Annotated in this window: 18 protein-coding genes; 1 reads left to right on the top strand and 17 read right to left on the bottom strand. The window is 67.4% G+C overall.

Annotated features, from left to right (window positions below; genetic code table 11):
* Window positions 1–4: 4 nt before the first annotated feature.
* From ACGFNJ_RS16445 to ACGFNJ_RS16365, 17 genes are all read right to left on the bottom strand, one after another.
* A complete protein-coding gene (locus tag ACGFNJ_RS16445) occupies window positions 5–2,239 on the bottom strand; it encodes a hypothetical protein (protein ID WP_393448086.1) in 2,235 nt (744 codons plus the stop codon).
* A complete protein-coding gene (locus ACGFNJ_RS16440) occupies window positions 2,236–5,232 on the bottom strand; it encodes a putative baseplate assembly protein (RefSeq protein WP_393448084.1) in 2,997 nt (998 codons plus the stop codon). Before ACGFNJ_RS16440 ends, ACGFNJ_RS16445 begins: the two co-directional genes overlap by 4 nt.
* 92 nt (window positions 5,233–5,324) lie before the next feature.
* A complete protein-coding gene (locus ACGFNJ_RS16435) occupies window positions 5,325–7,817 on the bottom strand; it encodes a putative baseplate assembly protein (RefSeq protein ID WP_393448082.1) in 2,493 nt (830 codons plus the stop codon).
* Window positions 7,814–8,188: a GPW/gp25 family protein gene (locus ACGFNJ_RS16430; RefSeq protein WP_393448080.1), complete on the bottom strand. Its 375-nt coding sequence runs from the start codon at window positions 8,186–8,188 to the stop codon at window positions 7,814–7,816. The genes ACGFNJ_RS16435 and ACGFNJ_RS16430 overlap by 4 nt, the downstream gene beginning before the upstream one ends.
* Window positions 8,185–8,508 (bottom strand): hypothetical protein, encoded by a 324-nt coding sequence (locus ACGFNJ_RS16425; protein ID WP_393448078.1) that lies wholly within the window; start codon window positions 8,506–8,508, stop codon window positions 8,185–8,187. Before ACGFNJ_RS16425 ends, ACGFNJ_RS16430 begins: the two co-directional genes overlap by 4 nt.
* The gene (locus ACGFNJ_RS16420) at window positions 8,508–10,190 is read right to left on the bottom strand and encodes a phage baseplate assembly protein V (protein ID WP_393448076.1); all 1,683 of its coding nucleotides are present in this window, start codon (window positions 10,188–10,190) and stop codon (window positions 8,508–8,510) included. The genes ACGFNJ_RS16425 and ACGFNJ_RS16420 overlap by 1 nt, the downstream gene beginning before the upstream one ends.
* Window positions 10,174–10,497, bottom strand: coding sequence for a LysM domain-containing protein (locus ACGFNJ_RS16415; protein WP_393448074.1), 324 nt, complete (start codon window positions 10,495–10,497; stop codon window positions 10,174–10,176). Before ACGFNJ_RS16415 ends, ACGFNJ_RS16420 begins: the two co-directional genes overlap by 17 nt.
* Window positions 10,498–10,509: 12 nt before the next feature.
* Window positions 10,510–11,151: a hypothetical protein gene (locus tag ACGFNJ_RS16410; protein ID WP_393448072.1), complete on the bottom strand. Its 642-nt coding sequence runs from the start codon at window positions 11,149–11,151 to the stop codon at window positions 10,510–10,512.
* On the bottom strand, window positions 11,148–11,411 hold the full coding sequence (locus ACGFNJ_RS16405; RefSeq protein WP_393448070.1) for a hypothetical protein: 264 nt from the start codon (window positions 11,409–11,411) through the stop codon (window positions 11,148–11,150). Before ACGFNJ_RS16405 ends, ACGFNJ_RS16410 begins: the two co-directional genes overlap by 4 nt.
* A complete protein-coding gene (locus tag ACGFNJ_RS16400) occupies window positions 11,408–13,480 on the bottom strand; it encodes an ATP-binding protein (protein WP_393448068.1) in 2,073 nt (690 codons plus the stop codon). Before ACGFNJ_RS16400 ends, ACGFNJ_RS16405 begins: the two co-directional genes overlap by 4 nt.
* The gene (locus ACGFNJ_RS16395; protein WP_393448066.1) at window positions 13,477–14,658 is read right to left on the bottom strand and encodes a DUF4255 domain-containing protein; all 1,182 of its coding nucleotides are present in this window, start codon (window positions 14,656–14,658) and stop codon (window positions 13,477–13,479) included. The genes ACGFNJ_RS16400 and ACGFNJ_RS16395 overlap by 4 nt, the downstream gene beginning before the upstream one ends.
* Window positions 14,655–15,398, bottom strand: a complete 744-nt coding sequence (locus ACGFNJ_RS16390) for a hypothetical protein (protein ID WP_393448064.1) — start codon at window positions 15,396–15,398, stop codon at window positions 14,655–14,657. Before ACGFNJ_RS16390 ends, ACGFNJ_RS16395 begins: the two co-directional genes overlap by 4 nt.
* The gene (locus ACGFNJ_RS16385) at window positions 15,395–16,141 is read right to left on the bottom strand and encodes a hypothetical protein (protein ID WP_393448062.1); all 747 of its coding nucleotides are present in this window, start codon (window positions 16,139–16,141) and stop codon (window positions 15,395–15,397) included. Before ACGFNJ_RS16385 ends, ACGFNJ_RS16390 begins: the two co-directional genes overlap by 4 nt.
* 7 nt (window positions 16,142–16,148) lie before the next feature.
* The gene (locus ACGFNJ_RS16380) at window positions 16,149–16,664 is read right to left on the bottom strand and encodes a phage tail protein (protein WP_393448060.1); all 516 of its coding nucleotides are present in this window, start codon (window positions 16,662–16,664) and stop codon (window positions 16,149–16,151) included.
* A gap of 29 nt (window positions 16,665–16,693) precedes the next feature.
* Window positions 16,694–18,352: a phage tail sheath family protein gene (locus tag ACGFNJ_RS16375; protein WP_393448058.1), complete on the bottom strand. Its 1,659-nt coding sequence runs from the start codon at window positions 18,350–18,352 to the stop codon at window positions 16,694–16,696.
* Entirely contained in the window at window positions 18,327–18,683 is a 357-nt protein-coding gene (locus tag ACGFNJ_RS16370; RefSeq protein WP_393448056.1) for a hypothetical protein, read from the bottom strand. Before ACGFNJ_RS16370 ends, ACGFNJ_RS16375 begins: the two co-directional genes overlap by 26 nt.
* A gap of 71 nt (window positions 18,684–18,754) precedes the next feature.
* Entirely contained in the window at window positions 18,755–19,273 is a 519-nt protein-coding gene (locus ACGFNJ_RS16365) for a LuxR C-terminal-related transcriptional regulator (RefSeq protein WP_393448054.1), read from the bottom strand.
* 574 nt (window positions 19,274–19,847) lie between these two features.
* Between ACGFNJ_RS16365 and ACGFNJ_RS16360 the strand changes: the two genes are divergently transcribed.
* Window positions 19,848–20,720, top strand: coding sequence for an LLM class flavin-dependent oxidoreductase (locus ACGFNJ_RS16360; RefSeq protein ID WP_393448052.1), 873 nt, complete (start codon window positions 19,848–19,850; stop codon window positions 20,718–20,720).
* Window positions 20,721–20,748: the final 28 nt, after the last annotated feature.

The raw sequence follows: 20,748 nt of genomic DNA, 5'->3' as shown, positions 1-20,748 counted from the left end.
TCTCCTAGTTCGCGATCAGGACGGCAATGTCGGTGTGGGCTGGACTGAACTGTTCGAGCCGAGCCGTCAGGTTGGCCAGCCGTTGCGGCTGGTAGAGGTCGTGCAGGACGCCCATCTCGGATTCGTCGTCGGCCCCGCGCACGATCTCGGGCGCGCAGTCGGTACGCAACTGGACGTAGCCGGGCGTGCCGTAGCGCAGGCTGGTGAACAGCGGACGCACCCGATCTCGTTCGGGGGCAAGCAGTTCGGCCTGCTGTTCCGGCGTGAGATCGGACCAGCCTGGCAGGTCGCGCACGACGGCGTCGACCAGATCGGGTTGGCAGCGGTGCCTGCGCGGCGTCCGCGAACCCGGCGGCACGTAGCTGTAGCGGAGGCAGCCGATCTGCCTGCGCGCCACCCGAACACAGCCGAGGAACAGGGTGTTCTGGCCGATCGGGATGGCATGGGTGCCAACGGTTCCGATCACCGTGCAGTCGGTGAACGAGACCGCGGCGTGCGCCAACGGCCAGTTGGGCGCGCCGACGGCTTCGCGCTCGGGATCGGTGGCGTCGACGACGCTGTCGGCGATCTCGATGACGGTGGGGTCGGCGGTGACCTCGTCCGCGTAGACCTGGATGGAGCCGATGATGCTGCGCAGCACCGAGATCCGTCCGTCGCACAGATAGATCTCCAGGCTCGGCTCGGCGGGGCGCCGCGGGCTGCAGTCCCCCGCCAATCCCCATCCAGGCACCAACGTGCAGTCCCGGATTTCCACCCGCTGCAGCGGACCTTCCACATGCATCGGACGTCCGGCGACCAGGATCCCGTCGAGGGTGAAACATCCACCCGGGCGGCACTTTTCGCCGCGCTCGGTGAACACGGTCAGCGCGTCGGGAGCGTTGCGCTGCTTGTCGAGCAGGTAGATCACCGGACGCGTGCGGTCGGCGGCGCGAATGGTGAGGCTTTCGCCCTTCCGCAATTCGATGGTGAGTTGCTCGACATACACATCGCTGTCCCGGATTTCGATCACCGCGACCGGCCGCTCGTCCCGCACGTCGTCCCAGGCGTGCAGGGCGTCTTCGATGCTGTCGAGCACACCGGGGCCGTGCTTCTTGGCGACGGCCTGATAGAAGACCTTCGGAGCGACCGAAGACTGCTCGGACTCCCCCGCCGCGGACTCCTCCGGCTCTTCCTGCGCGATCGCGGGCAGGCGGCGCGGGTACTCCCCGCCGCCGATGTCGGAGCTGAAACCGTAGTGGTAGCGCACCCATACCCCGTGCGGCGGCTGGCCGGGCGGGAACGCCAGCCGCCCCAGTTCGGGATCAATGGCCACTTTGCCCCTGGGGGTGCGATACGCCCAGTCGGTGAGATCGGCGACGATGAAATCCTCGACGGGCACCGTCTTGCGCCGCACCCGACCGCGCGACCGCTCCCCGACCTCGACCCGGAAACTGCGCCCGGCACCGTAGTATTCGCGGAACCGGCGGGCCAGCATGTGCCGCCGGATCGGGATCGGCAGCCCGAGCTCCCCACCGGTCTTCGAGTCCGGCTTGGTGAACAACGGCGCGTCGTTGCCGAGCACGCTGAAGGTGAAGCAGCTCGGCCCGACCTCCTCGATACACGCCGCGGGCGCATCGGTGATCGGATAGGCGCGCAACCGCCACACGAACAGCCCGACCTCGGGAATGTTGTAGAACCCTTGTCCGCGGGTGGAATTGATCCGCCGAACGTCCACGGTGTGCGCAAGTGTGTCGAAGGGGCCGCCCAGGCGCAGCAGTCGCTCGATCTCGTGCAGATCGGCCACCGCGCCCCGATCGCGGTGCAGATTGTTCAGGTTCTGGAAGACCGCAAGCAGCCGATAGAACTCGACCGCTTTGGCAGGCCATCCCGCCACATCGGCGGCGAGTTCCTCGAGCAGTGCCAGGGTCCCTTTGCGGCGGTGGGCGCGCACGCTGTCGGCCACCTCGCGGCGCGGGATCAGCGCCCGCACCTGTTCGGGCGCGGCCTGGGCGAGTTCGCCTGCGGCACTACCGGGCCGATAGCCGACGAGGTCGCCGAGATACGGCACGACCCAGTCGGCGGCGGTCTCGATGAACCAGTTGTCGTACAGGCCGTCCAGATCGTCCTCGACGTGGACGACCTGTTCGCTGATGACCCGCAACAGATCTCGCAGCGGGTACCCCTCCGCTTCGTCGCGGGCCCGATAGATCGCGGGCACCAGCCGATACAGCTGGTCCCATCGCTCGGCAGGCAGGGTCATAACGCCTCCAGGATCAAGGTGTCGGGGGCCGTTGGGCTCAGGATCAACAGTTCGGCGGGCCGGATCACACCCAGTCCCCGCCTGGCGTGCGGCTCGAATTCGGCAGGCGCGGCAGGCACCACCGGCTGCAGGGTGAGTCCTGCGGTCGGATCGGCAGTGATCAATTCGGTCTCGCCGATCGAATCCAGAATGCTCAGATCCGCGTAGACGACGCCGGGCACCGCATGGATGGCCGCCAGCACCGCCGATTGGGTGATGGGACTGGCGATATCGCGCTTGCCCGGTCCGAACTCGGCAAGCAGCCCGGCCCGGATCACCGGTTCGACCTCGGCCCATACTCGATCCGGATCGATGCGCACCTTCGCCGAAACGGCCAGGGCGCGCAGGGTGCGAATGGCGACCTGCACCTCTTGATCGGGATCGCCGAGTTCCTGGAGCGCCCGCCGCAGATTGGCGGTGAGCGCCGAGGTCGGCGCGATCGGCGCGTCATCGATGCCCGCAACGGTGACGTGCACGACCAGCCGCCGCCCATCGGACAGTTCACGCGCGGCGGCGGTGCCGATGCCCGCGAAGGCGGTGGCGAAATCGGCGTAGTCCGAGACCGAGACGAGCCGATCGAGCGCCTGCACGCTGACCGCCGCATTGCGGCGGACGGTCTCGCGGCCGTCCCGGTTCGCGCCGCCGGTGGCGGGCAGCGGATTGGTGACCGCGGTGACGCCGAGCGGCTGATCCAACGGAGTGGCAATCGATCCCGCCACCGCATTGCCGGAAAGGCCGATGCCGCTGCGATATCGGGCCCGGATGTTCTCGACGCCGCTGGACGGGCGAGCCGCACCGAAGACGACCGCGCTGTTGCCGTCGTCGTCGGTGTCGATGACATAACCGCGGTCGTTGCGGCCGATATCGAGCAGGCTGTCGGCTTCGTGCCAGCGCACCGAGTCAACGAACACCTCGAGTGCCGCACTCGCACCCGCGCTGGTCGGCGCGGGCAGGTAGGTCAGCGGCGGTTGCTTGAGTGGGTAGCGCGCGAATTCCTTGGTGGGATCACCGGATCCGAGCACCTCGCCACGGGTCTCGCCGTGCGTTGCCGGCGCGACGTTGCCGTAGATGGTCACACTCGAGCGCCGGTAGGTGAAGGCCAGCGGTTCCGCCAATCGGACGAAGGTGTGCACGGTATCGCCGGGCAGCTCGACGACCTCGCAGTGCGGGCGGCCGTCGAGGCGGTCACCGCTGGAGTCGCACACGATCTTTCGGGTGGAGTGGTGTTCGACCGCGGCGACCATGACCACTTCCCCACCGCGCACACCGGTCGGTCCGGCCTGAGACGTGTCGGGGTTCTGGCCCTCCCGGATGTCGGCGTCGGTGCGTTCCCCGGTAACGATCAGCCGGTGGCCCGGTGTCAGTTCGGGGAAGAGACCATCCAATTCCAGTGTGTCGCACGAAATATCGTCGTATATCACCGGCTGGGCGGCGGCCAGCAACTGCTCGCGCGGGCAGCCGACATCCTTGTCGTCCAGCGAGATACCGGCCAGCGTGAGAGTTTCCTCCTGGGCGAGCACCGTGGTCTCGTCGAGCACCTTGTGCAGGTCATCGGAGCCACCCTCCGGCCAGTCCTGGGCAAAGGTGAGTCTGCTTACCTTGGTGGACAAGCCGAGGATGTTGGCGGTCACCGTCTCGATGGCGATGACCTCGCGAGTCGCGACCTTGGGGCTCACCCACTGGTTGATCAGAACGATGGTGCTGCCGACGGTGACTGCCGGGTAAACGGCGTCGAGGTCCAGTGTCTTTCCGGGTTTGTACTTCGGCGGTTTGATCGTCGGATGGTTTTCCTCCACCGATGGCACCGGCGGATCTGCCGCAATGTGCACACCGCCGCCACCGCCACCTGTCGTCGGAGTGGGTTCGGACTTCAACGCTATGAGCTTCGGGTCGGTATATCCGATGATTCTGCCGCCGCTATAGATCGGGAACTTCGGCGCGGCGGCACCGAACAGCATGGCGCTCAGCCGCATCCGGCGGACCTTCGGCGGCGACGTGTTCGACGCGGTGCTGTTGGCCAGCGCGCTGTCGAGGGTGCCCGCGATCTCCGGAACCAGATCACCGAGCAGGGCGCTGACACCCGCTTTGTCCGCGCCGAGCAGATCACGCAGATCGCGCGGCAGATCGGCGGCGGCGCTTGGCGGCACCGATGGCGGTTTGCGCAATGCATCGACCAGGAGTTCGAGCCGGGTCGGGATGTGCCCGTTCATCTTTCGCGCAGCCACGTTATCGGCGGCCAATGCGCTGGCGTGGCGCCAGGATTTGGCGGCGGACGGAAGATTGCGGGTGGCGTAATCCAGCCACTTGACCTTGGCCGTGGTGAGATCGGCAGGGGCGTCGACGACTACGCCGGTCACCGCATAGATCGTCCGCGCGCCCCCGAAATCGATGGTGATCTTGTCGCCGTCCCGCAAGTCCGTCAACACACCTTTGAACACCAATTCCTCGGTGAATCGCAGTGTTTTCGGAATCAACAGTTGCGGCTCCCTGCGCCGCACCGCCAACGCGCTCAGATTCCCGTACCCCACAACGGCTTCGGCGGTCTCGAAGGTGGCGGGCAGCTGCCCGGGACCAGGGATCTGCTGTGCCTTGGCGCCCGCCGGGATCGGCACCCGCTGGTCCTTGTTGACCGTGAACGCCAGATACGCCGAGGCCGACAGTCCGGGACGGGGCCGGTAGCCGACGAGTTCGGCCAGCCGCCGCACCGAGTACTCCTCGGTGGCTGTGCGCAGAAAGCCTTCGTTGGCAATGCGTTCGGAGTAGAAGGTGAGCACATCGGCGACGGTCGCCCACCCGTCGAGCAGCGCCATCGACAGATCCGACGGCTCGCGGGTGGTGAGCGCGGCCAGCGCCGGCACCTCGGAGCTGCCGAGCCGCGCGCGCATACTCGCCAGGAATTGCGGATGGGTGCCGACCCGATAGGTCAAGGCAGGCAAGCCGGGCCGGTTGGCCACCGAAACCGGTGTCGCAACCGCGGTTCCAGTGCAGCAGTCGTCGCAGCCGCATCCGCTGCCGCCCCCGCAGGGTCGTGTGCCACAGTCGGTGTTCATCGTCCACCTCGCAGATCCAGTCGCAGGATGCCGTGTTCGGGCGCGGCGGGATCGTTGTCCAGGCGCGGGACCTCCATCGGCCCCATGCGCAGTACTCCGTTGTCGGGCAGGTCTTTCGCGTCCGCGGGCACCGTGGACTGGCCGTAGCGCCGCAGCCGGGTGACCTCGGCGTTGCCGACGCCCGCCACCGCGGCGGCCGCCGCGACCATGGTCGACGCGGCCACGCTCGCCCCGAACGTGACGGCGTCGGGGTGGAACATCCCGAGGGTGCCGTCGCTCAGTCGGCGACTTCCCAACCGCGCGTGCAGAATTCGCGCCACGTCCGCACGCCGGTAGCCTTCGGCGACGCAGATCCGCATGTCGATCTCCAGCCCGACGTTGATGGCGGGCGCCACGGCCACGTCGTGGCCGATCCGGCGATAGTGGTCGAGGCGGGCGGCAATGGCGGCGAGCAGATCCGGGCACGGGTCGAACGCGCCGAACGAATCCACGCCGACCCGCATCTCGTACCAGCTACCGGTCCACCGCTGTTCGGCGGCGGCGCGCTGCACCCGCGCCGGAAAATCACGCATGGTGAGCTCGGCGTAGTCGGCGGGGGTGATGGCGCGCTGCCGGTCGCGGTGCATGGCGCGCGGCGCGAACTTCTTCACCTCGACCACCGATTCCGGGGCGAGCCCGCCCACGGCGGGCAGCGGATTGTGTACGCGCACTTCGGCACCGCTGACGAGGTCGTCGCAGATGAGGTGCCGGATGCTGTCGGGCCCGACGTTGCCCACCGGCCCCGCCCCGACTCGATAGTCGGCCCGGAACCGCTCCGTCGCGGCGGGCGCCCGCCCGAGCGTGTCGTCACCGAAACGCAGGTGCACGATGGCCTCGTCGTCGGTCTCCACCACCAGGTGCCGGTCGCCGGGCCCGCTGTCGAGCAGATCGGGCCGCGGTTCCCACCGCGCTTTCACACCGTGATCGGTGCTGGTCAACCGCAGCTGGGCGAGCGCGGCTCGCGGAGCATCGACGGTGATCGCGGCGGCAGGCGCGTCCGGCGCGAACGGCATCCGATAGGACAGCGGGATGCCGGTGAGCGCGGGCCGGTACCGTCCTGGCCGCAGCACCGGCGGATCCGGGCAGCCGTCCTGGCACGGCTCGACGCGCGAGACGATCGGCACCTCGCCGAGCTCTTCGCAGGTCGTCCTGCCGTGGTCGACGAGGACGACGTTGCCGCGCACCACACTGACCGGATCGAGCACCGCACACTCCGGCGGCGGCCCGATCGCGGACAGGCACATCGCGAACGGCAGCGCATCGGCTGCGCCCCAGGCGATCTCGACGATCGCGGTGTCCGTCAGCGGATCGGTGTCGCGGCGCACCTCGGTGAGGCGCACCGCGTGCCGGTGCGTCAGGTCCGCGTCGGCGTCCAGTCCGGTGCCGGGCCCGAGGATCTCCTCGAACACCAGCACATCCCCCGCCGCCAAGCCCAGCGTGCTGTCCCCGCAGTCGTCGACGACATCGATCAGGGTGGCGCTGGTGGTTCCCGCAGGCAGGCAGCAGTCACCGTCGCCCCAGGTGTAGAAGTAGATGGTGGAGCGGTCTTTACGGATCGGCCGCGCCCACACCGGTTCGAACCACAGGTAGTCGGCCGACGAAATCCGCTCCAGTGCTTCCGGTTTCATTATCGGCGCGGCATCGGCGAGTAGCGCGGCGACGTCGGTGACGAATGCCTTCGGCGCGTCCAGGTCGTGCGACGTCTCGATCACCACCCACGCCCGAGCGCTGGCGCCCTCGTGCATGCGGTAGTCGACCAGTCGCGCGTGCCTGCGCACCGAGGTGCGTAGCCGCGCGGTCGTCAGATACGCCTCGGTCGCGATCGCGTCCTGCCGGTAGCTCAGCTGATCGCCAACGTAGGCAAGCACTTCGAGCAGCATCACGTACATGTCGGCCGCGCTGCGCTCGCGCCAGCCGGGGGCGAGCACCGCCATCCGGTCCAGGAGCAGCTCGGTGAAACTCTGGTAATCCTTTGCCAGATACCGAATATCGGGCTGCGCCCACGCCGGCGGCGGGCACGGGGCGGGCAGGCAGTCCAGCTCGGACGGGCAGTCGACCTTGAAATTGAACTCCAGCGCGTAGTAGCGCGGATCGAACCCGTGATGCCTTGTCGCAGTGGGATATCCGTACTCGTCGGCCTCCACGACCTCTAGCCGATAGCAGGAATGGTCACCGGGCCGATCCAGCTCCACGGTCAGGCAGTCGTCGCGTTCGGGGTCCTCGTTGGCGCAGATCGAGAAGCCGGTGACCCGAATCTCGGTGATCCGCCTGCCACCGACGACGCGCAGATTGCCGAGCTCGAGGTCATCGGGCGCCTTGTCCAGGAAGTACACCGTCAGCCGCCGCTGATCGGAAGAGACCTCCAGATAGTCGAGGCCGTTGAGGCACGGGTCGCGGCGGACCAGCGCGCGACGGCGTTCGTCTCGGCACCGCAACATGGTTTCGGTCATGGTGTGCTCCCCACCTGGAAGTCTTCGGTGCGCGTCTCGCCGAGTTCGCGCAACAGATAGTCGATGCGCACCTTCAAGGTGGCGCCCTCGCTGATCACCCGCAGCGTGCGCACCTCGATCACGTCGGCGAGCCAACGCGCCAGCGCGGTCTGCAGACTCAGCTCGACCGCGGCGGCGATCTCGGGACTGTTGGGTCCGAAGAGGTGACGTTCGAGCCCGGCGCCGAAATCGGGCCGGTTCACCCGCTCGCCGGGCAACGTCAACAGCAGTTGCTCGATCATCTGGTGCACATGCGCCGGATAGTCGGCGCTCGCGGTGCGCCCGCGATTGTCGAATCCGTACGGGTACGCGATATCCACGCGGTCGGTCATAACGCCACCACCTTGGTTTGTGCGGACAGCGGCAACATCGGCGTGCCCGAAGGCGCACAGACGGAGGTGCCGCCGAGAATGGCCAACGGCTGCCCGTTGGAGGTGACCCGAGTGGTGCCGGTGATCCACTGCCCCGTCACACACGGCCCGTTGGCCGCGATCGGTGGCGGCAGCGCGCACCCCGCGATCAGGTACGGCACCGGAAGCAGCGCGGTCGGCTGTGCCGAGACCGTCACCCTCGGGTTCACCGACGCAGGCGTCGCTGTGCCACCGTGGCTGCATTTGACCTGGGCGCCCAGGTGCAAGAGCGGCCCGGGCATCAGGTCACCACCAGTGCAGCCTGGTTGACCGCGACGGTCGGCCCGATCATGGTCAGGGTGGCGCCTTTGCCGTTGCTCAGGTAGATCCCCGAATCGTTGACCACCACCATGGCGCCGCCCGGGCTGCGCAACACGATGCCGCCCGACACCGGTGTCGGCGCAGAGTCGCTGAGCACCAACGTGGTCTGCGCGGTGGTCTGGACGACAATGTTCTGTCCGGGCGGGATGGCGGGCGGCACCAGCGCGAGCGTCGGCACTTCGGCGGCGCTGCCCCAGAACCCGCCGACCCAGATCGGATAGTCCGGATCGCCCTGTTCGAATTCGATCCACACGCCGGCCCCGATTTGCGGAACCATGAAGGTGCCCTGCTGTTTTCCGGCGAGCGGCACGCACGGCATCGCCCAGCTCGACGGCACGAGCCCGAGCACATCGGGCACCTGCGCGAGCAGCCGTCCGCGCTGTTCGGGATCGATGTTGTTGATGACGGTGCCGCGGTACTTGCCGTAGTACCGGACTCCTGCCGTCTCGTCGGGGCTAGTCATACCCGTACCTCCGGGACCGTGGAAAGCAAGCCGTTGCGGCTCAAGCTGAAAGACTGGGTGTAGCTGCCTGGCGAGATGTGGTGGGTCACCTGGGTGACGTAATGCAGCCCGTCGAACGCGGGACCGACCCCGCGCACGCCGACCAGCTTGCGCGCCTGCAACACTCGCCCGTAGCGCACCACATCGAGGGTGCCCTGCCCGGAGACCGCGTCCGCATAATTGGACGCCTTGGCCATGCCGATCAGGATCGCTTGCACCGGAGCGAGTTTCGACAGGTTGTCGGCCACCGGCGCGAAATCGGCGAGGCTGGTCGGCAGCGGCGGGATCACCCCCAGCGGTGGATTCAACGGCGTGATGGGCGGAATCGGCACCGGGATAACCTTTGGTCAACTCGTTGTACAGGTAGACCGTGGGGATCTTGTTCTTCTTCGAATCGAACCGGAACGACAAGGTCTGCACGTTGGTGTACGCGTCCATGTCGACGTTCAGCGCGGGCTGCGGCACCCCGACCTTGATGCGCGGTCCCCAATAGGCAACGTTGGTGCCCGTTTTCGGACCTGGGTCGATATAGAACACATAGCCGACCTGCGCGGCCAGCCATCGGATATACGCCAGATCGGTGCCGCGCTGGCTCGGAATGTTGCCGGTGGGCAGCGGCACGTGCACGAACACACTCGGCACGATCAACGGAATCACGCCGAACAGCGCGTATTTCGCCAGCAGCAACGCGACCCTGGCTTCGGCGGGCATCGCCGGAAACGGCAAGCCGCTGAAATCCTGCTTGTTCATCAGCACGCTGATGTCCTCGCCGGTGATCACCAGGCTCGAATGGGTGTCGTCGGTGCCCGCGCCGATCTGGTGATCGGTGATCACCCCGTCGGCGAGCACGGTGGATTCGCCGTTCACGGTGACCTCGATGATCACCCGCATGAACAGGATCGGGCCGCCGCCCGCGATCAGGAACAGGGTCTGCAGCGGAGACCGGTTGCCGAGCGCGAAGGTCAGCTGGAAACCGGTGCCGCGTTCGGAGGTGGTGACCTCGATCGAGGTCAACGCCTCCATCACCGTCTTCGACGCCGGGATCGGCACCACCGGCCCGATCATCAGCGACAGCTGCACCCGATCAAGCACCGAGCCCACCTCCGAAACCTTCGGGCAGCGTGATGCGCAGCCTGCGGCCGATCCGTTCGGTGAGTTCCTCGGGGCGCACGGCCCGGTTGGCGTCGGCGAGCTGCCAGAACTGGGTGGGGTCGCCGATCGCGGCGGCCGCGATCCGGTCGAGCCGATCACCCTCGACGACGGTGTGCGTGCCGATCTGGACGAGGCGGTCCGGATCCGGGCAGAACCGCCGCCGCAGATACGGATGCACCCGGCCATTCGGTGCGGTGTAGGTGGCGACCTCGACGCTCGCGTAGCGACTCGACGGTGGAAACGGTGCGGGTGGCATGGTCGGTCCTCCTTATCCGATGGTGGTGATGCCGAGTTGGCTCAACGAGGCCGAACCGGGCGCGGCGAGTCGTTCGGTGGCGCGCAGATGGTTCAGGAAGATCGTCGAACCGGGATGGTCGTAGGGCAGATCGTTGATGGTGAGCACCCGCATGGTGAGCGACACCTTGGCGCGGATCGGGTTGAGCGCGGTGTCGAAGGCCTCTTCGACGATGGTCAGCCCGGTGATGCGCACCGGAACGATCCGGTGCCTGCTCCACACGAACAAGGTCAGCGGCGCCTGGGCCGGGATGATCTCCAACTTCCCGGCGCGGGCGAGCGCGTCGTTGGTCGCGAGCGTCGCCGAGGTCGGATTGATCAGCCCGGACAGGAACGCCAGCTGCGGGTGCAGGCCGTCCTTCACCGCGTCCGGTTCGGTCACGGCAGCCGCCATGGCGTCCGTGAGGTCGAATTCCGCATCGACACTGTAGGTTTCGGTGGCCGGGCCCTTGAGCCGCAACGCCTCGGACCGATCCTGGCCCGAAGCGCCGGTGCCTTGTGGTTGCAGCGAGCGCGAGACCGAATCGGGGTTGTATTGCAGTGGGAAGGTCCGCATCGGCCCGCTCGCGGGGACGAGGACGATCCCGCCGCTGATCACCCGGGGAGAAATCGTCATGGTCGCCCCCTGCCGGACAAGCCGATCGCCTGGGTCGCCGCGGACGCGATGCCGTCAGCCAACGGACCGATCCCGGTGCCTGGCAGCGTGATCGGCGGTGCGGTCAGCACCGGGACCGCGGCCGGATCCCAGTGCGGGTGCTGCGCGGTCAGCCGTTCGGCGATCGCCGACTCCACCGCGGCGAGCAGCCGCCTGCGGTCCGCCTGCGCGATCGGAAGATCGTGCAACACAAGCCGTTCCACCTCGATTCTGATGTTCATGCCGGCACCCCCTGCTCGATCCGGAAATCGGCCTCGTTGATCGGGCGGTTCTGCTTGCGCAGCTGATCGCGGGCGGCGGCGAGCACATCGCCCATGCCGATCTCCCCGCCGTGTGCGGCCGCGCGGAACGCCGCGCCGAGCGCGGCATCGGTGATCGCGGCGCCGGTCAGCGAGATGCGGGCCAGCCGTTCGTAATCCAGCGACCCGACGGGCGTGTCGGCCGGAAAGGCGATGCGCCACATCCGTTCCCGATCCGTCTGCGACGGGAACGGGAAGTTCACCACGAATCGGAGCCTGCGCAGGAACGCCCGATCCACCGCGTCGCGCATGTTCGTGGCCAGGATGGCGAGGCCGCGATAGGTCTCCATGCGCTGCAGCAGATAGTCGATCTCGATGTTGGCGTACCGGTCGTGCGCGTCCTTGACCTCGCTGCGCTTGCCGAAGATGGCATCGCATTCGTCGAAGAACAGGATCGCCTCGCCCGCCTCGCCCCAGTCGAAGATGGTGCGCACGTGTTTCGGTGTCTCGCCGACGTATTTGTCCACCACGCCGGACAGATCGATCCGGTACAGGTCGAGGCCGAGCGCGTTGGCGAGCACCTCGGCCGCCATCGTCTTCCCCGTCCCGCTCTCCCCGGCGAACAGCGCGTTGATGCCAAGTCCACGGTTCATCCGGGCACCGAAACCCCACTGCGCGTACACCGTCGAGCGGTGCGCGACCTGCTCGGCGATCTGATGGAGCTGATCGAGCTCGTTCTCGGGCAACACGAGGGTGTCCCAGGTGGCGACCGGTCGCACACGCGAAGCCAACTTCTCCAGCCGCGGGCGCAACGACCGGCGCGCGGCCGTCTGCAGTGCCCTGGTCGCGTCATCGGGATCGGCGGGCAGGTCGGTGTAAGCGACGACGCGGGCGATCTCCGGACCGTCGAGGCGGAACTGTTCGGCCAGCATCCCCACGCGCGCCCGATCCGCCGAACCCAGTGCCCGCACCCACAATTCGTGCTGCTCCGGGCCGGTCGGCCTGCCGACTTCCATGCTCACGGTCGGCGCGGGCAGGTCGGGGCTGAGGTCGGGCGCGCTCGACAGCACCAGACCGCCGCTGCGGCGCACGAACATCGCCCGCGACTGGCGCAGCGTGGCGAGCTCGTCGGTGCCGTCGTCGTCGAACAGCAATGCGCGTGGCACCAACAGGGTTTCGCGATGCCACAGCCTGGCCAAGGTGTCGATCTCGCCGACCGGCACCGCCGCCAGCGCGGAGAGTCGCAGCCGATACAGCTCGAGCCGAAGGGCGTTCGCGATCGAGGCGGCCACCGCGGTGCGGTCGGGCGCGTACGTCCCGACCAGCTGCACCACCGGGAGCTCGCCGCTGCCTGCGGCGCGTGCGATCAGCCCCACCGCGGCATCGGCCACCTCCTGCTGGCTGCCAGGCAGGTCGTCACCGGGCAGGAGCGGTTCCATCGCCGTCGCCAAGCGGGCATCGAGGTGATGCAATCCCTTGATCGCGTGCAGGATTCGCTCGTCGATCCGCAGGCCCGCGCCGGTCGACATCGGCTCGCCGACCGTGGTGACCAGCTGCCAGTACCGCAGCGGGCGTTGCGGAGACCGCGCATCCCATGCGGCGTCGTCGAACAGGTCCATTGCCATCGCGAAGCTCGGACGGGCGCTGCCGTAGGACGCTTCGAGCAGGGTGGCGATACCGGTGTCCAATTCCGTTGCCGCACAGAGCAGCAGCACGTTGCGTTCGAACTCGGTCAAGCCGAACACCCGACGCAACGACTCCAGCTCGGGCAGGTCCGCCGCGGCGGACTCCTCGATGCGCCGAGCCGCCTCGGCGATCTCGGCATCCAGCGCGGACGGCGGCACCACCGGTGCGGCGGGCACTGGCGCGACGGCAGGCTCGGCCTGGCCCTGCCACCAGCGGCGCGAACGGGTCACCGGCACAACCGCTTCCGGCAGCGCGGCGGCGATCGCCGGTCCGCGGCGGTGCGCGACCCTGCGCAGCAACAGCCGCAACCACGCCAGCGACAACACCAAGTAGCGGTCGTTCGGGTCGAATCCTGGGTCGGTCATGACACCACCACCTGTACGGCCGGATCGAATTCCGGCACCGCGGGGGCGCCGCGATAGCGGACCGGGTCGCTGTCGGCGCCGTCGATGCGCAATCGCACCGTGTAGGTTCCCGGACCGACCAAGGGGAATGTTGCGGTCACCGTGCTGAAATCGTCGGGATCGGGCGGCGTGACCACCGTCGACGGTGCGGCCGACGCAGATCCGAGCAGCACCGCGACCTGTTGGCCCTCGGCGATGCGCGGTTTGCACCGCACGGTCACGGCCACTGTTCCCGCAGGCACGGCCAACGGCGAGGTCACCTCGATGGTGGGGCCCAAGCCCATCGGCACGCTGTTGCTGGCCACCGTCGGTACGCCGACCCGCTCGGTCAGCGCCCGCACCTGGTAGAAGCCGCACACGGCGCCGGCGCCGGTGGGCACGCGCACTCGGCGCTCCTGGTCGCCGCCGGTCTCCGGCGCAGACACCAGCGGTGCGCTCAGCCGCGGATGGCTGAACTCCACGGTGCTCACCGCACCCAGGTTCGAGCCGATCAGCCGCGCAGGCGCGCCTATCGTCGTGATCATCGCCCGCTCCGGGGCCAGCACCGCGGTCAACACCGCGTCGCCGCCTGCCACCGCAGTCGGACCGCGCCGCAAGACCGGCAGCGGCGAACGCCGGTTGCGCCTGCTGTCGATGAGTACCACCGACACCTCGTAGGCGGCCGAAACCCGGTAGCTGGTGGCGAATCCGCTCCACAGTTCGAACATGTCGTGGTTCGACAGCGGCAGCGGCGTGATCCGCAGCCGTTCCGGCTGGCGATCCAGCTCGCTGACCGGCTCGCCGTGATTGGCGTCGACGATCTCCTGCCTGCCGAGCAACGTGTGATCGTGCAGGATGCTCATCGCCAAGCCGAGCACGCGATGCGCCGACGCCTCGTCCGGGCCGTAGGTGGTGATCAGGTAGTGCAACGTCAACGGCAAAGGCGGACTGCCGGATTCGCCGGGACGCAGGCCCACCGCGTCGCTGTTGCGGAACGCCGCCGACATGGGGGCGTTGTAGAGGAACAGATTCAGCTGCTCGTCTGCGGCCGCACCGTCGCGGGCCTTGTCCAGCGGCAGCATCGTCACGTTCGGCGTCGCCGCGACCAGCAGGGTCTGCAAGGTCCTTGTCACCGCGGCGATGGCGTGTCCGTTGCTCATCGCGCCCCCCGTTGGTTCAGATAGTCGTCCAGTCCGATGACCGCCGACCGGGTGGCCGACGTACGGGCGGGTGTTTCCTTCGTCGCCGTGGTGGCACGCACCTCGATCCGGCCGATACTCACCTGCACCACCGGGTCGGTGGCACGCCCGATGTCGGCCGAAACCGATTGCGGCGCATGCCGGTCCACGCGGCCTGCGGCGCGCTGGGCGGTCGGCACCGGGACGTCCGGCAGTGGTGGCGACACCAGAGCGCCGCGTTCGTGCTCGGCTCGTGCAGGGGGCCGGGCGGCTGGTACGGGCCGCGGCGGCTCGGACTCGTGGTCGATACGACGTGGCGCAACCGGCTGCTCGGCCGAAACATGGTGCACAACAGTCACTGTCGGGGTATCTCTCGGTTCGCCTGCTGGCACCTGTGGTGCACGTATCGGGACGCTCGGGCGCAACGCCGGCGCGGTTGTGCGTCGCTCGGCGTGGACCGGTTCCGGCTCACGTATCCGGCTGTCCTGCACCACGATCGACGACACCGGCGGAGCCGCTACAGCGGGCGCCCTCGTGTGCGGCACCGGGGCCTCGACGCGCTCCGGCACCGAACGTTCGATCGAGCGCACCGGCGTCTCCGCCTCGGTGTCGATATCGGGCCCGCTCATGCCGCCGGATTCGAAGCGGCCGACCGGACGCGGCCGCAGCCGCGGCGTCGCTGCCCGGCTGCTGGCGATCAACCCCCGCAAGCCCCCGGTCATGACGACCACCGGTGCGCGCCTGACAGCGACAGATACATCTGCCTGCGCCATGGGCTCAACGCGACGATCGCGTCCTCATTCCAGCCGAAGACCGTCGCCAGCTCGGCCACCTCCCACAGCACCCGCAGCGCCCAGCGATCGACCTCGTCCCACAGAAACGACGCGGGATCCAGCGAAAGTCGCACCGCATCACCGCATTCGGGACAGGTCAGGGTCACCTCGATCACCGCGTCCGGGTCCGCGTCCGAAATCGCGGCGTCCACCGCGTCGGCGGTCTCCGCGGACAACTCCGCCAGCGACAGTTCCGCCGCACCGGAGCGCAGCGACAGCACACAGCGTTCGAGCAACCGCCGCGCCGCTTGCTCGACGGGAAGATCAGCCAGCGCAGCGAGATCCCGCCGCGTCGGCAACCGGAAACGCACATCCACCGCGTCGAGCACCGCAGCGCCGACACCGTCAGGTTCGCCGACGGTCAACTCTGCCAACGGAATCGATGCCTCGAGTTGAGTGCCGCAGTCCGGGCAGTCGGCCACCGCGTCGGCCGCGGCGCCGAACAACAACGCCCGCGCCCGCAACAGCAACCGATTCAGCTCGCCCGGCGCGCACTCGTCGAGATCCCGGTCGTCCTCGCACATCAGCGCGAGCAACGGCAGCGCCCGATCCGCCGGATCGGCGCCGAGCCCCGACTCCCACGCATCGAGCAGCGCGGCGGTCGCAGGCACCCGGAGTGCAGTCGCAGTCATGGGCACATCACGCCAATGTCGGCTCGGTCGGCTCCACCACGGTCAGATCCCGCTCCCAGCCCTCGTTCTCCAGCTTGATGTGCTGAATCGAGATGGCATTGGCGTTGGCGTCGAAATCGGCGACCGGCTGGAACTCCGAGACCCAGCAGCGATAGATCCGGTAGGTCAACGCGACCTGGCCTGCCTCGTTGTAGACCTCGAGCAGGATGTCCTTGCGGAAATCGGCAAGCGAGGTCTCCGCGCCGAGCCCGGCGTTGAAACTCCACACCCGGTTCGCCCACCGCTCGAACTCCGGATCATGGGTCACCCCGCGCTCCAAGGTGATCGCGTCGAACTCGGTGCGCCCCGGCGACTTCCGGCTCGTCGAGGGATCGCCGCCATGGCGATGCTTGACCACCTCGGTGGTGCGCTTGAGCGCCGACACCTTCGATATTCCGGCGACATAGCGCCCATCCCACTTCACCCGGAACTTGAAGTTCTTGTACGGGTCGAAACGCAATGCGTTGACGGTGAACTCCGCCATGACAGGTCCTCCAAACCTTTACGCAGGTATCAGGCCGCGAGCTGACCGGCAATTTGCTGTAGCTGCACGATCACGAATTCGGCAGGCTTCAATGGCGCGAAACCAACCACGATGTGCACGATTCCCTTGTTGATGTCGTCCTGGGTCGTTGTTTCCTTGTCGCACTTGACGAAGTACGCCTCGGCGGGCGTCTTGCCCTGAAATGCCCCCTGCCGGAACAGACTTTGCATGAACGCGCCGACATTCAGCCGGATCTGCGCCCACAGCGGTTCGTCGTTGGGCTCGAACACCACCCACTGCAAACCCCGATACAGGCTCTCCTCCAAGAACAATGCCGTGCGGCGCACCGGGACGTACTTGTATTCGTCGCCGGACCGATCCGCGCCGCGCATCGTGCGCGCGCCCCAGACCACTCGGCCGTGCACTGGGAATTGCCGTAGGACGTTGATGCCTTCTTGATTGAGCACCCCGTTCTCGGCGTCGGTGAGGATATCGGCGAGTCCGGCGACACCGTTGAGGGAGGCGTCGATGCCGGCGGGCGCCTTCCACACGCCGCGCTCGGCGTCGGTGCGGGCAAGCACACCCGCCAGTGCACCGCTGCCCGCGAACGGCTCAATGGTGTTGTTGCGCAGCGGATTGGCTTGCAGCAGGCGGGGATAGAACACCGCCGCGTTGCGCGCGGACTTGCCGGTGATACTCAGCTTCGCCAGTTCAGTCGCCGGGTTCGTCATCAACCCGTTGTGCGACCAATCCGTCGGCGGATCGACGAGCAAGAATGCGCGGCGCTCGATGCAGTACGACAAGATGTCGTTGTACATGTCGGCGTCGGTCAACGAGGTCGCCTTGTTTCCGAAGACACACACCAGGTTGATCAGATCGATGTCCTCGAGCAGGTACTTGCCCGTGCGCAGATTTCTTTTTCCTTCGTAGGCGGCCTTGTCCAGCGGATCGCTGTCGTGTCCCTTCTCGGCCTCGGTCTCCACCCGCTTGGTCTTGTCGTCCAGCCACTCGGATTTCTTGGGATCCTTGGGATCCGGCGTCTTCTCGGGCACCGTGATAGGCAGCGGCGTTGCCGGATCTATCACGACCAGTGCCGATTCCGCGGCCAGCACCCGATCGATCCGGCGCACGGTGTCCTTCACCGTCAGATTCAGGAAGGTCTCCAACGGACCGGTCGGGCCGAGGCGCACCCGCAGATTGAACAGATCCGCCTTGGCGACACCGAGATCGTCGGCAACATCCTGGTCGACCTTGTCGTCGACCCGGGCCAGCAGCGCATTGCCCCACGTCCCTGGGGAATTCGCGAGCAACCCGACCTTCGTCCCCTCACCGATCTGCAGCGAGGCCGTCGGCTTCTTCGCCGCATCGCTCGGGTCTTTGTAGAGCCGCGCGATCACCGCGTTCGTGCCACCGTTGAGGAAGAAATCGCGCACCGCGAACCCCATCGGATAGTTCACATCCAGATCGCCGTACTGACGCACGAAATCGGAATAGTTCAGAACCCTGCCCGCCTTGTCGGTGGGCCCCTGCGGCGCCTGCCCTAGAAAGGCAGTGATCGACGTGGCGACACCGGTAATGGTGCGCACGCCACTCGAAATCTCCTCGATGTACACACCGGGGTAGGAAACTGGAACTGGCATCGGGAAAGTCCTTTCGACTGTGCTAAACCAGCGGGTCTTGGTGGCCAAGCACCACCGCGCGTATCTGATCCGGACCGAGTGACCCGAGCCGGTGCGGGCAGGGCCGCATCTGGTACATCCATGCCTCCCGCCCATCGGTCCGCACGCCGAGCAACGTCGGTCTGGTCGCCCTGGCCATCCGGTCGAGCAACCGGCCACGCCAGGGGTCGGTCACCCCGACGATGACCACGTCGTGACTCGGCGCCCCCTCGACCGTCAGCTCTAGCTCCGAATCGTCGGAAAGCTGGTCGATGCAAACGTCTTCGTCGCCGGCAAAGGTGTCGGCGATGAGGTCGGCAAGCAGCCTCGGTAACTCGATGAGTGCAAGTCGAATGGGCACCTGATAACCATCACTGCCATTCCCCCTTTCGGTAAATGAACCATCGGATCCATCTTTCGGCCCCGAAGGATTCAGATACCCGCCTGCGTTCGTCCCCGCATCACCGCGGCCGCATCGGCGCGACGGCGCACGCCGAGCTTCGAAAGCAGGCTGTGCACATGGTTTTTCACCGTCGGGACCTCGATGCACAGCTTCGTCGCGATATCTCGGTTGGAAAGGCCTAGTTCCACCAGTTGCAGGATCTGGTTCTCCCGCTCGGTGAGGACTAGTTCCTTGCGTTCCGAACGGCCCTGATCCGCGAGCGCGGAAACCCGGCGCAACAACACCGCCGCGATGCGCGGCGAACACAGCGATTCACCGGCCAGCACGCTGGCGACCAAGTCGAGCAGATCGGCCAGCGATCCCGAGCGCAAGTGGTACCCGCGCACGCCGGCCTCCGCGCACGCGACGATGCTGACCTCGTCCTCCTCGGACACACCGAGCACGATCAAACGGCTCTCCGGACTGTGCCTGCGCGCCGCCTGCATCACCGCACGACTGTCGGCAGAGGCCAGGTTCAACAGGATCACCTCGGGTGCACGGTGACTCAACGCGCGCACCATCGATGCCGAATCATCCGCGGTGCGAACCGATCCCGTCGCGAACTCGCGCGCGATACTCGCCGCAAGCCCGTCGCGATACAATCGGCAATCGTCCACGATCAGGAGATCGGGGTCCGACCGCACCGGTCCCGAATTTTCACTCCACCCCAGTGGTATTTCACCATTACTCTTCATGCCGCGCTCTCACCGTGCAGAAAGTATCTACATCCGCCGGAAACACTCGGGCACCACACACCGCCGAGATTTCTATTGTTCTGCTTCGCCCACCCCTGGTCATGAGTATCGGACTACTCAATTTCGAGCAAGCCCCACCGTGCACCCCGCCCCACGATGCCCACAGCCCGGGGAAAGCGAACGTATCCCGATCGCATCGCGCCCAGTTTTTCCATGGTCAGTGGTAATCCTGCCCACCACGCCTGGTCGCTGTACACGGACCGATCCGCCCAGCGAACCGCGGCTCGATCGGTGCCGCGAGCGTTGGGTACCCGCGCGTCCATCGGGGGGAAGCCACGCTGAATATGGTGGCTTTCCCCGAGGACACTCGCGCCATACCGTGAGCTTCATGATTGAACCAACGCCCAACGGCGGGCGGCTCTTCGAGCCTGCGACAGCACTGCGCTCCGCACTCTGGCTGCCGGTGTTCGACGAACTCGCCGACCCCGTGGTGATCACGCGGCTGGCGGTCGAAGCGGAAGAAGCCGGATGGGACGGCGTGTTCCTCTGGGACCACCTGCGCTGGCAAGCGCCCGTGCGGCAGGTAGCCGACCCGTGGATCACGCTGGCGGCGATCGCCACCGCCACCGAACGCCTGCGGCTCGGACCCATGATCACGCCGCTCGCCAGGCGCAGGCCCACCAAAGTGGCCAAGGAGACCGCGACGCTGGACCGGCTCAGCGGTGGCCGCCTCACCCTCGGCGTCGGATTGGGCAGCGACCGGTTCGGTGCCGAACTGTCCAAGACCGGCGAGCCGCTCAACGATCGGCGACGCGGGCAGATGCTCGACGAATCACTGGAGATACTCACCGCCGCGTGGTCCGGTCAGTCCGTGCACCACCACGGCGAACACTACGTCGTCGACGACATCGAGTTCCTTCCCCGGCCGGTGCAGGAACCAGGTGTGCCCGTGTGGGTCGGCGGATTCCCCGGCAAGGTCGCGCCGATGCGCCGGGCCGCCAAATACGACGGATTCTTCCCCGTCAACCTCGAACACCCCGATCAGGTCGCCGAAGTCGCAGCCACCCTTACCGACCTTCGCCAAGACGCCACCGGGCCGTACGACATCGCCGTCGCCTTCCCGCCAGGAACCGACCTCGCGCCCTACGCGGCGGCAGGCGCCACCTGGTGGATGGCGGAGTTTCCGCCCGGCGTCGCGCTGGACCAGGTGCGCGGTGCGCTCCGCGACGGCCCACCGGCGCCTACGGTTCGGCGATCATGAGGTCGCGCCCGGAGACTCGTCTCGATGA

The sequence above is a fragment of the Nocardia sp. NPDC049149 genome, assembly GCF_043197455.1.
In the GTDB taxonomy this organism is placed as follows: Bacteria; Actinomycetota; Actinomycetes; order Mycobacteriales; family Mycobacteriaceae; genus Nocardia.
Note: the sequence above shows the minus strand (reverse complement) of the source record. Positions and strands in the feature narration are given on the sequence as shown.

Bases quoted from the DNA above. Each gene is read 5' to 3' on its own strand.
- ACGFNJ_RS16430 (WP_393448080.1), bottom strand. From the start codon at position 8,188: ATGACCGACCGCGTGGATATCGCGTACCCGTACGGATTCGACAATCGC.
- ACGFNJ_RS16385 (WP_393448062.1), bottom strand. From the start codon at position 16,141: ATGACTGCGACTGCACTCCGGGTGCCTGCGACCGCCGCGCTGCTCGAT.
- ACGFNJ_RS16415 (WP_393448074.1), bottom strand. From the start codon at position 10,497: ATGCCACCCGCACCGTTTCCACCGTCGAGTCGCTACGCGAGCGTCGAG.
- ACGFNJ_RS16405 (WP_393448070.1), bottom strand. From the start codon at position 11,411: ATGAACATCAGAATCGAGGTGGAACGGCTTGTGTTGCACGATCTTCCG.
- ACGFNJ_RS16435 (WP_393448082.1), bottom strand. From the start codon at position 7,817: ATGACCGAAACCATGTTGCGGTGCCGAGACGAACGCCGTCGCGCGCTG.
- ACGFNJ_RS16380 (WP_393448060.1), bottom strand. From the start codon at position 16,664: ATGGCGGAGTTCACCGTCAACGCATTGCGTTTCGACCCGTACAAGAAC.
- ACGFNJ_RS16445 (WP_393448086.1), bottom strand. From the start codon at position 2,239: ATGACCCTGCCTGCCGAGCGATGGGACCAGCTGTATCGGCTGGTGCCC.
- ACGFNJ_RS16410 (WP_393448072.1), bottom strand. From the start codon at position 11,151: ATGACGATTTCTCCCCGGGTGATCAGCGGCGGGATCGTCCTCGTCCCC.
- ACGFNJ_RS16390 (WP_393448064.1), bottom strand. From the start codon at position 15,398: ATGACCGGGGGCTTGCGGGGGTTGATCGCCAGCAGCCGGGCAGCGACG.
- ACGFNJ_RS16360 (WP_393448052.1), top strand. From the start codon at position 19,848: ATGATTGAACCAACGCCCAACGGCGGGCGGCTCTTCGAGCCTGCGACA.
- ACGFNJ_RS16395 (WP_393448066.1), bottom strand. From the start codon at position 14,658: ATGAGCAACGGACACGCCATCGCCGCGGTGACAAGGACCTTGCAGACC.
- ACGFNJ_RS16400 (WP_393448068.1), bottom strand. From the start codon at position 13,480: ATGACCGACCCAGGATTCGACCCGAACGACCGCTACTTGGTGTTGTCG.
- ACGFNJ_RS16425 (WP_393448078.1), bottom strand. From the start codon at position 8,508: ATGCCCGGGCCGCTCTTGCACCTGGGCGCCCAGGTCAAATGCAGCCAC.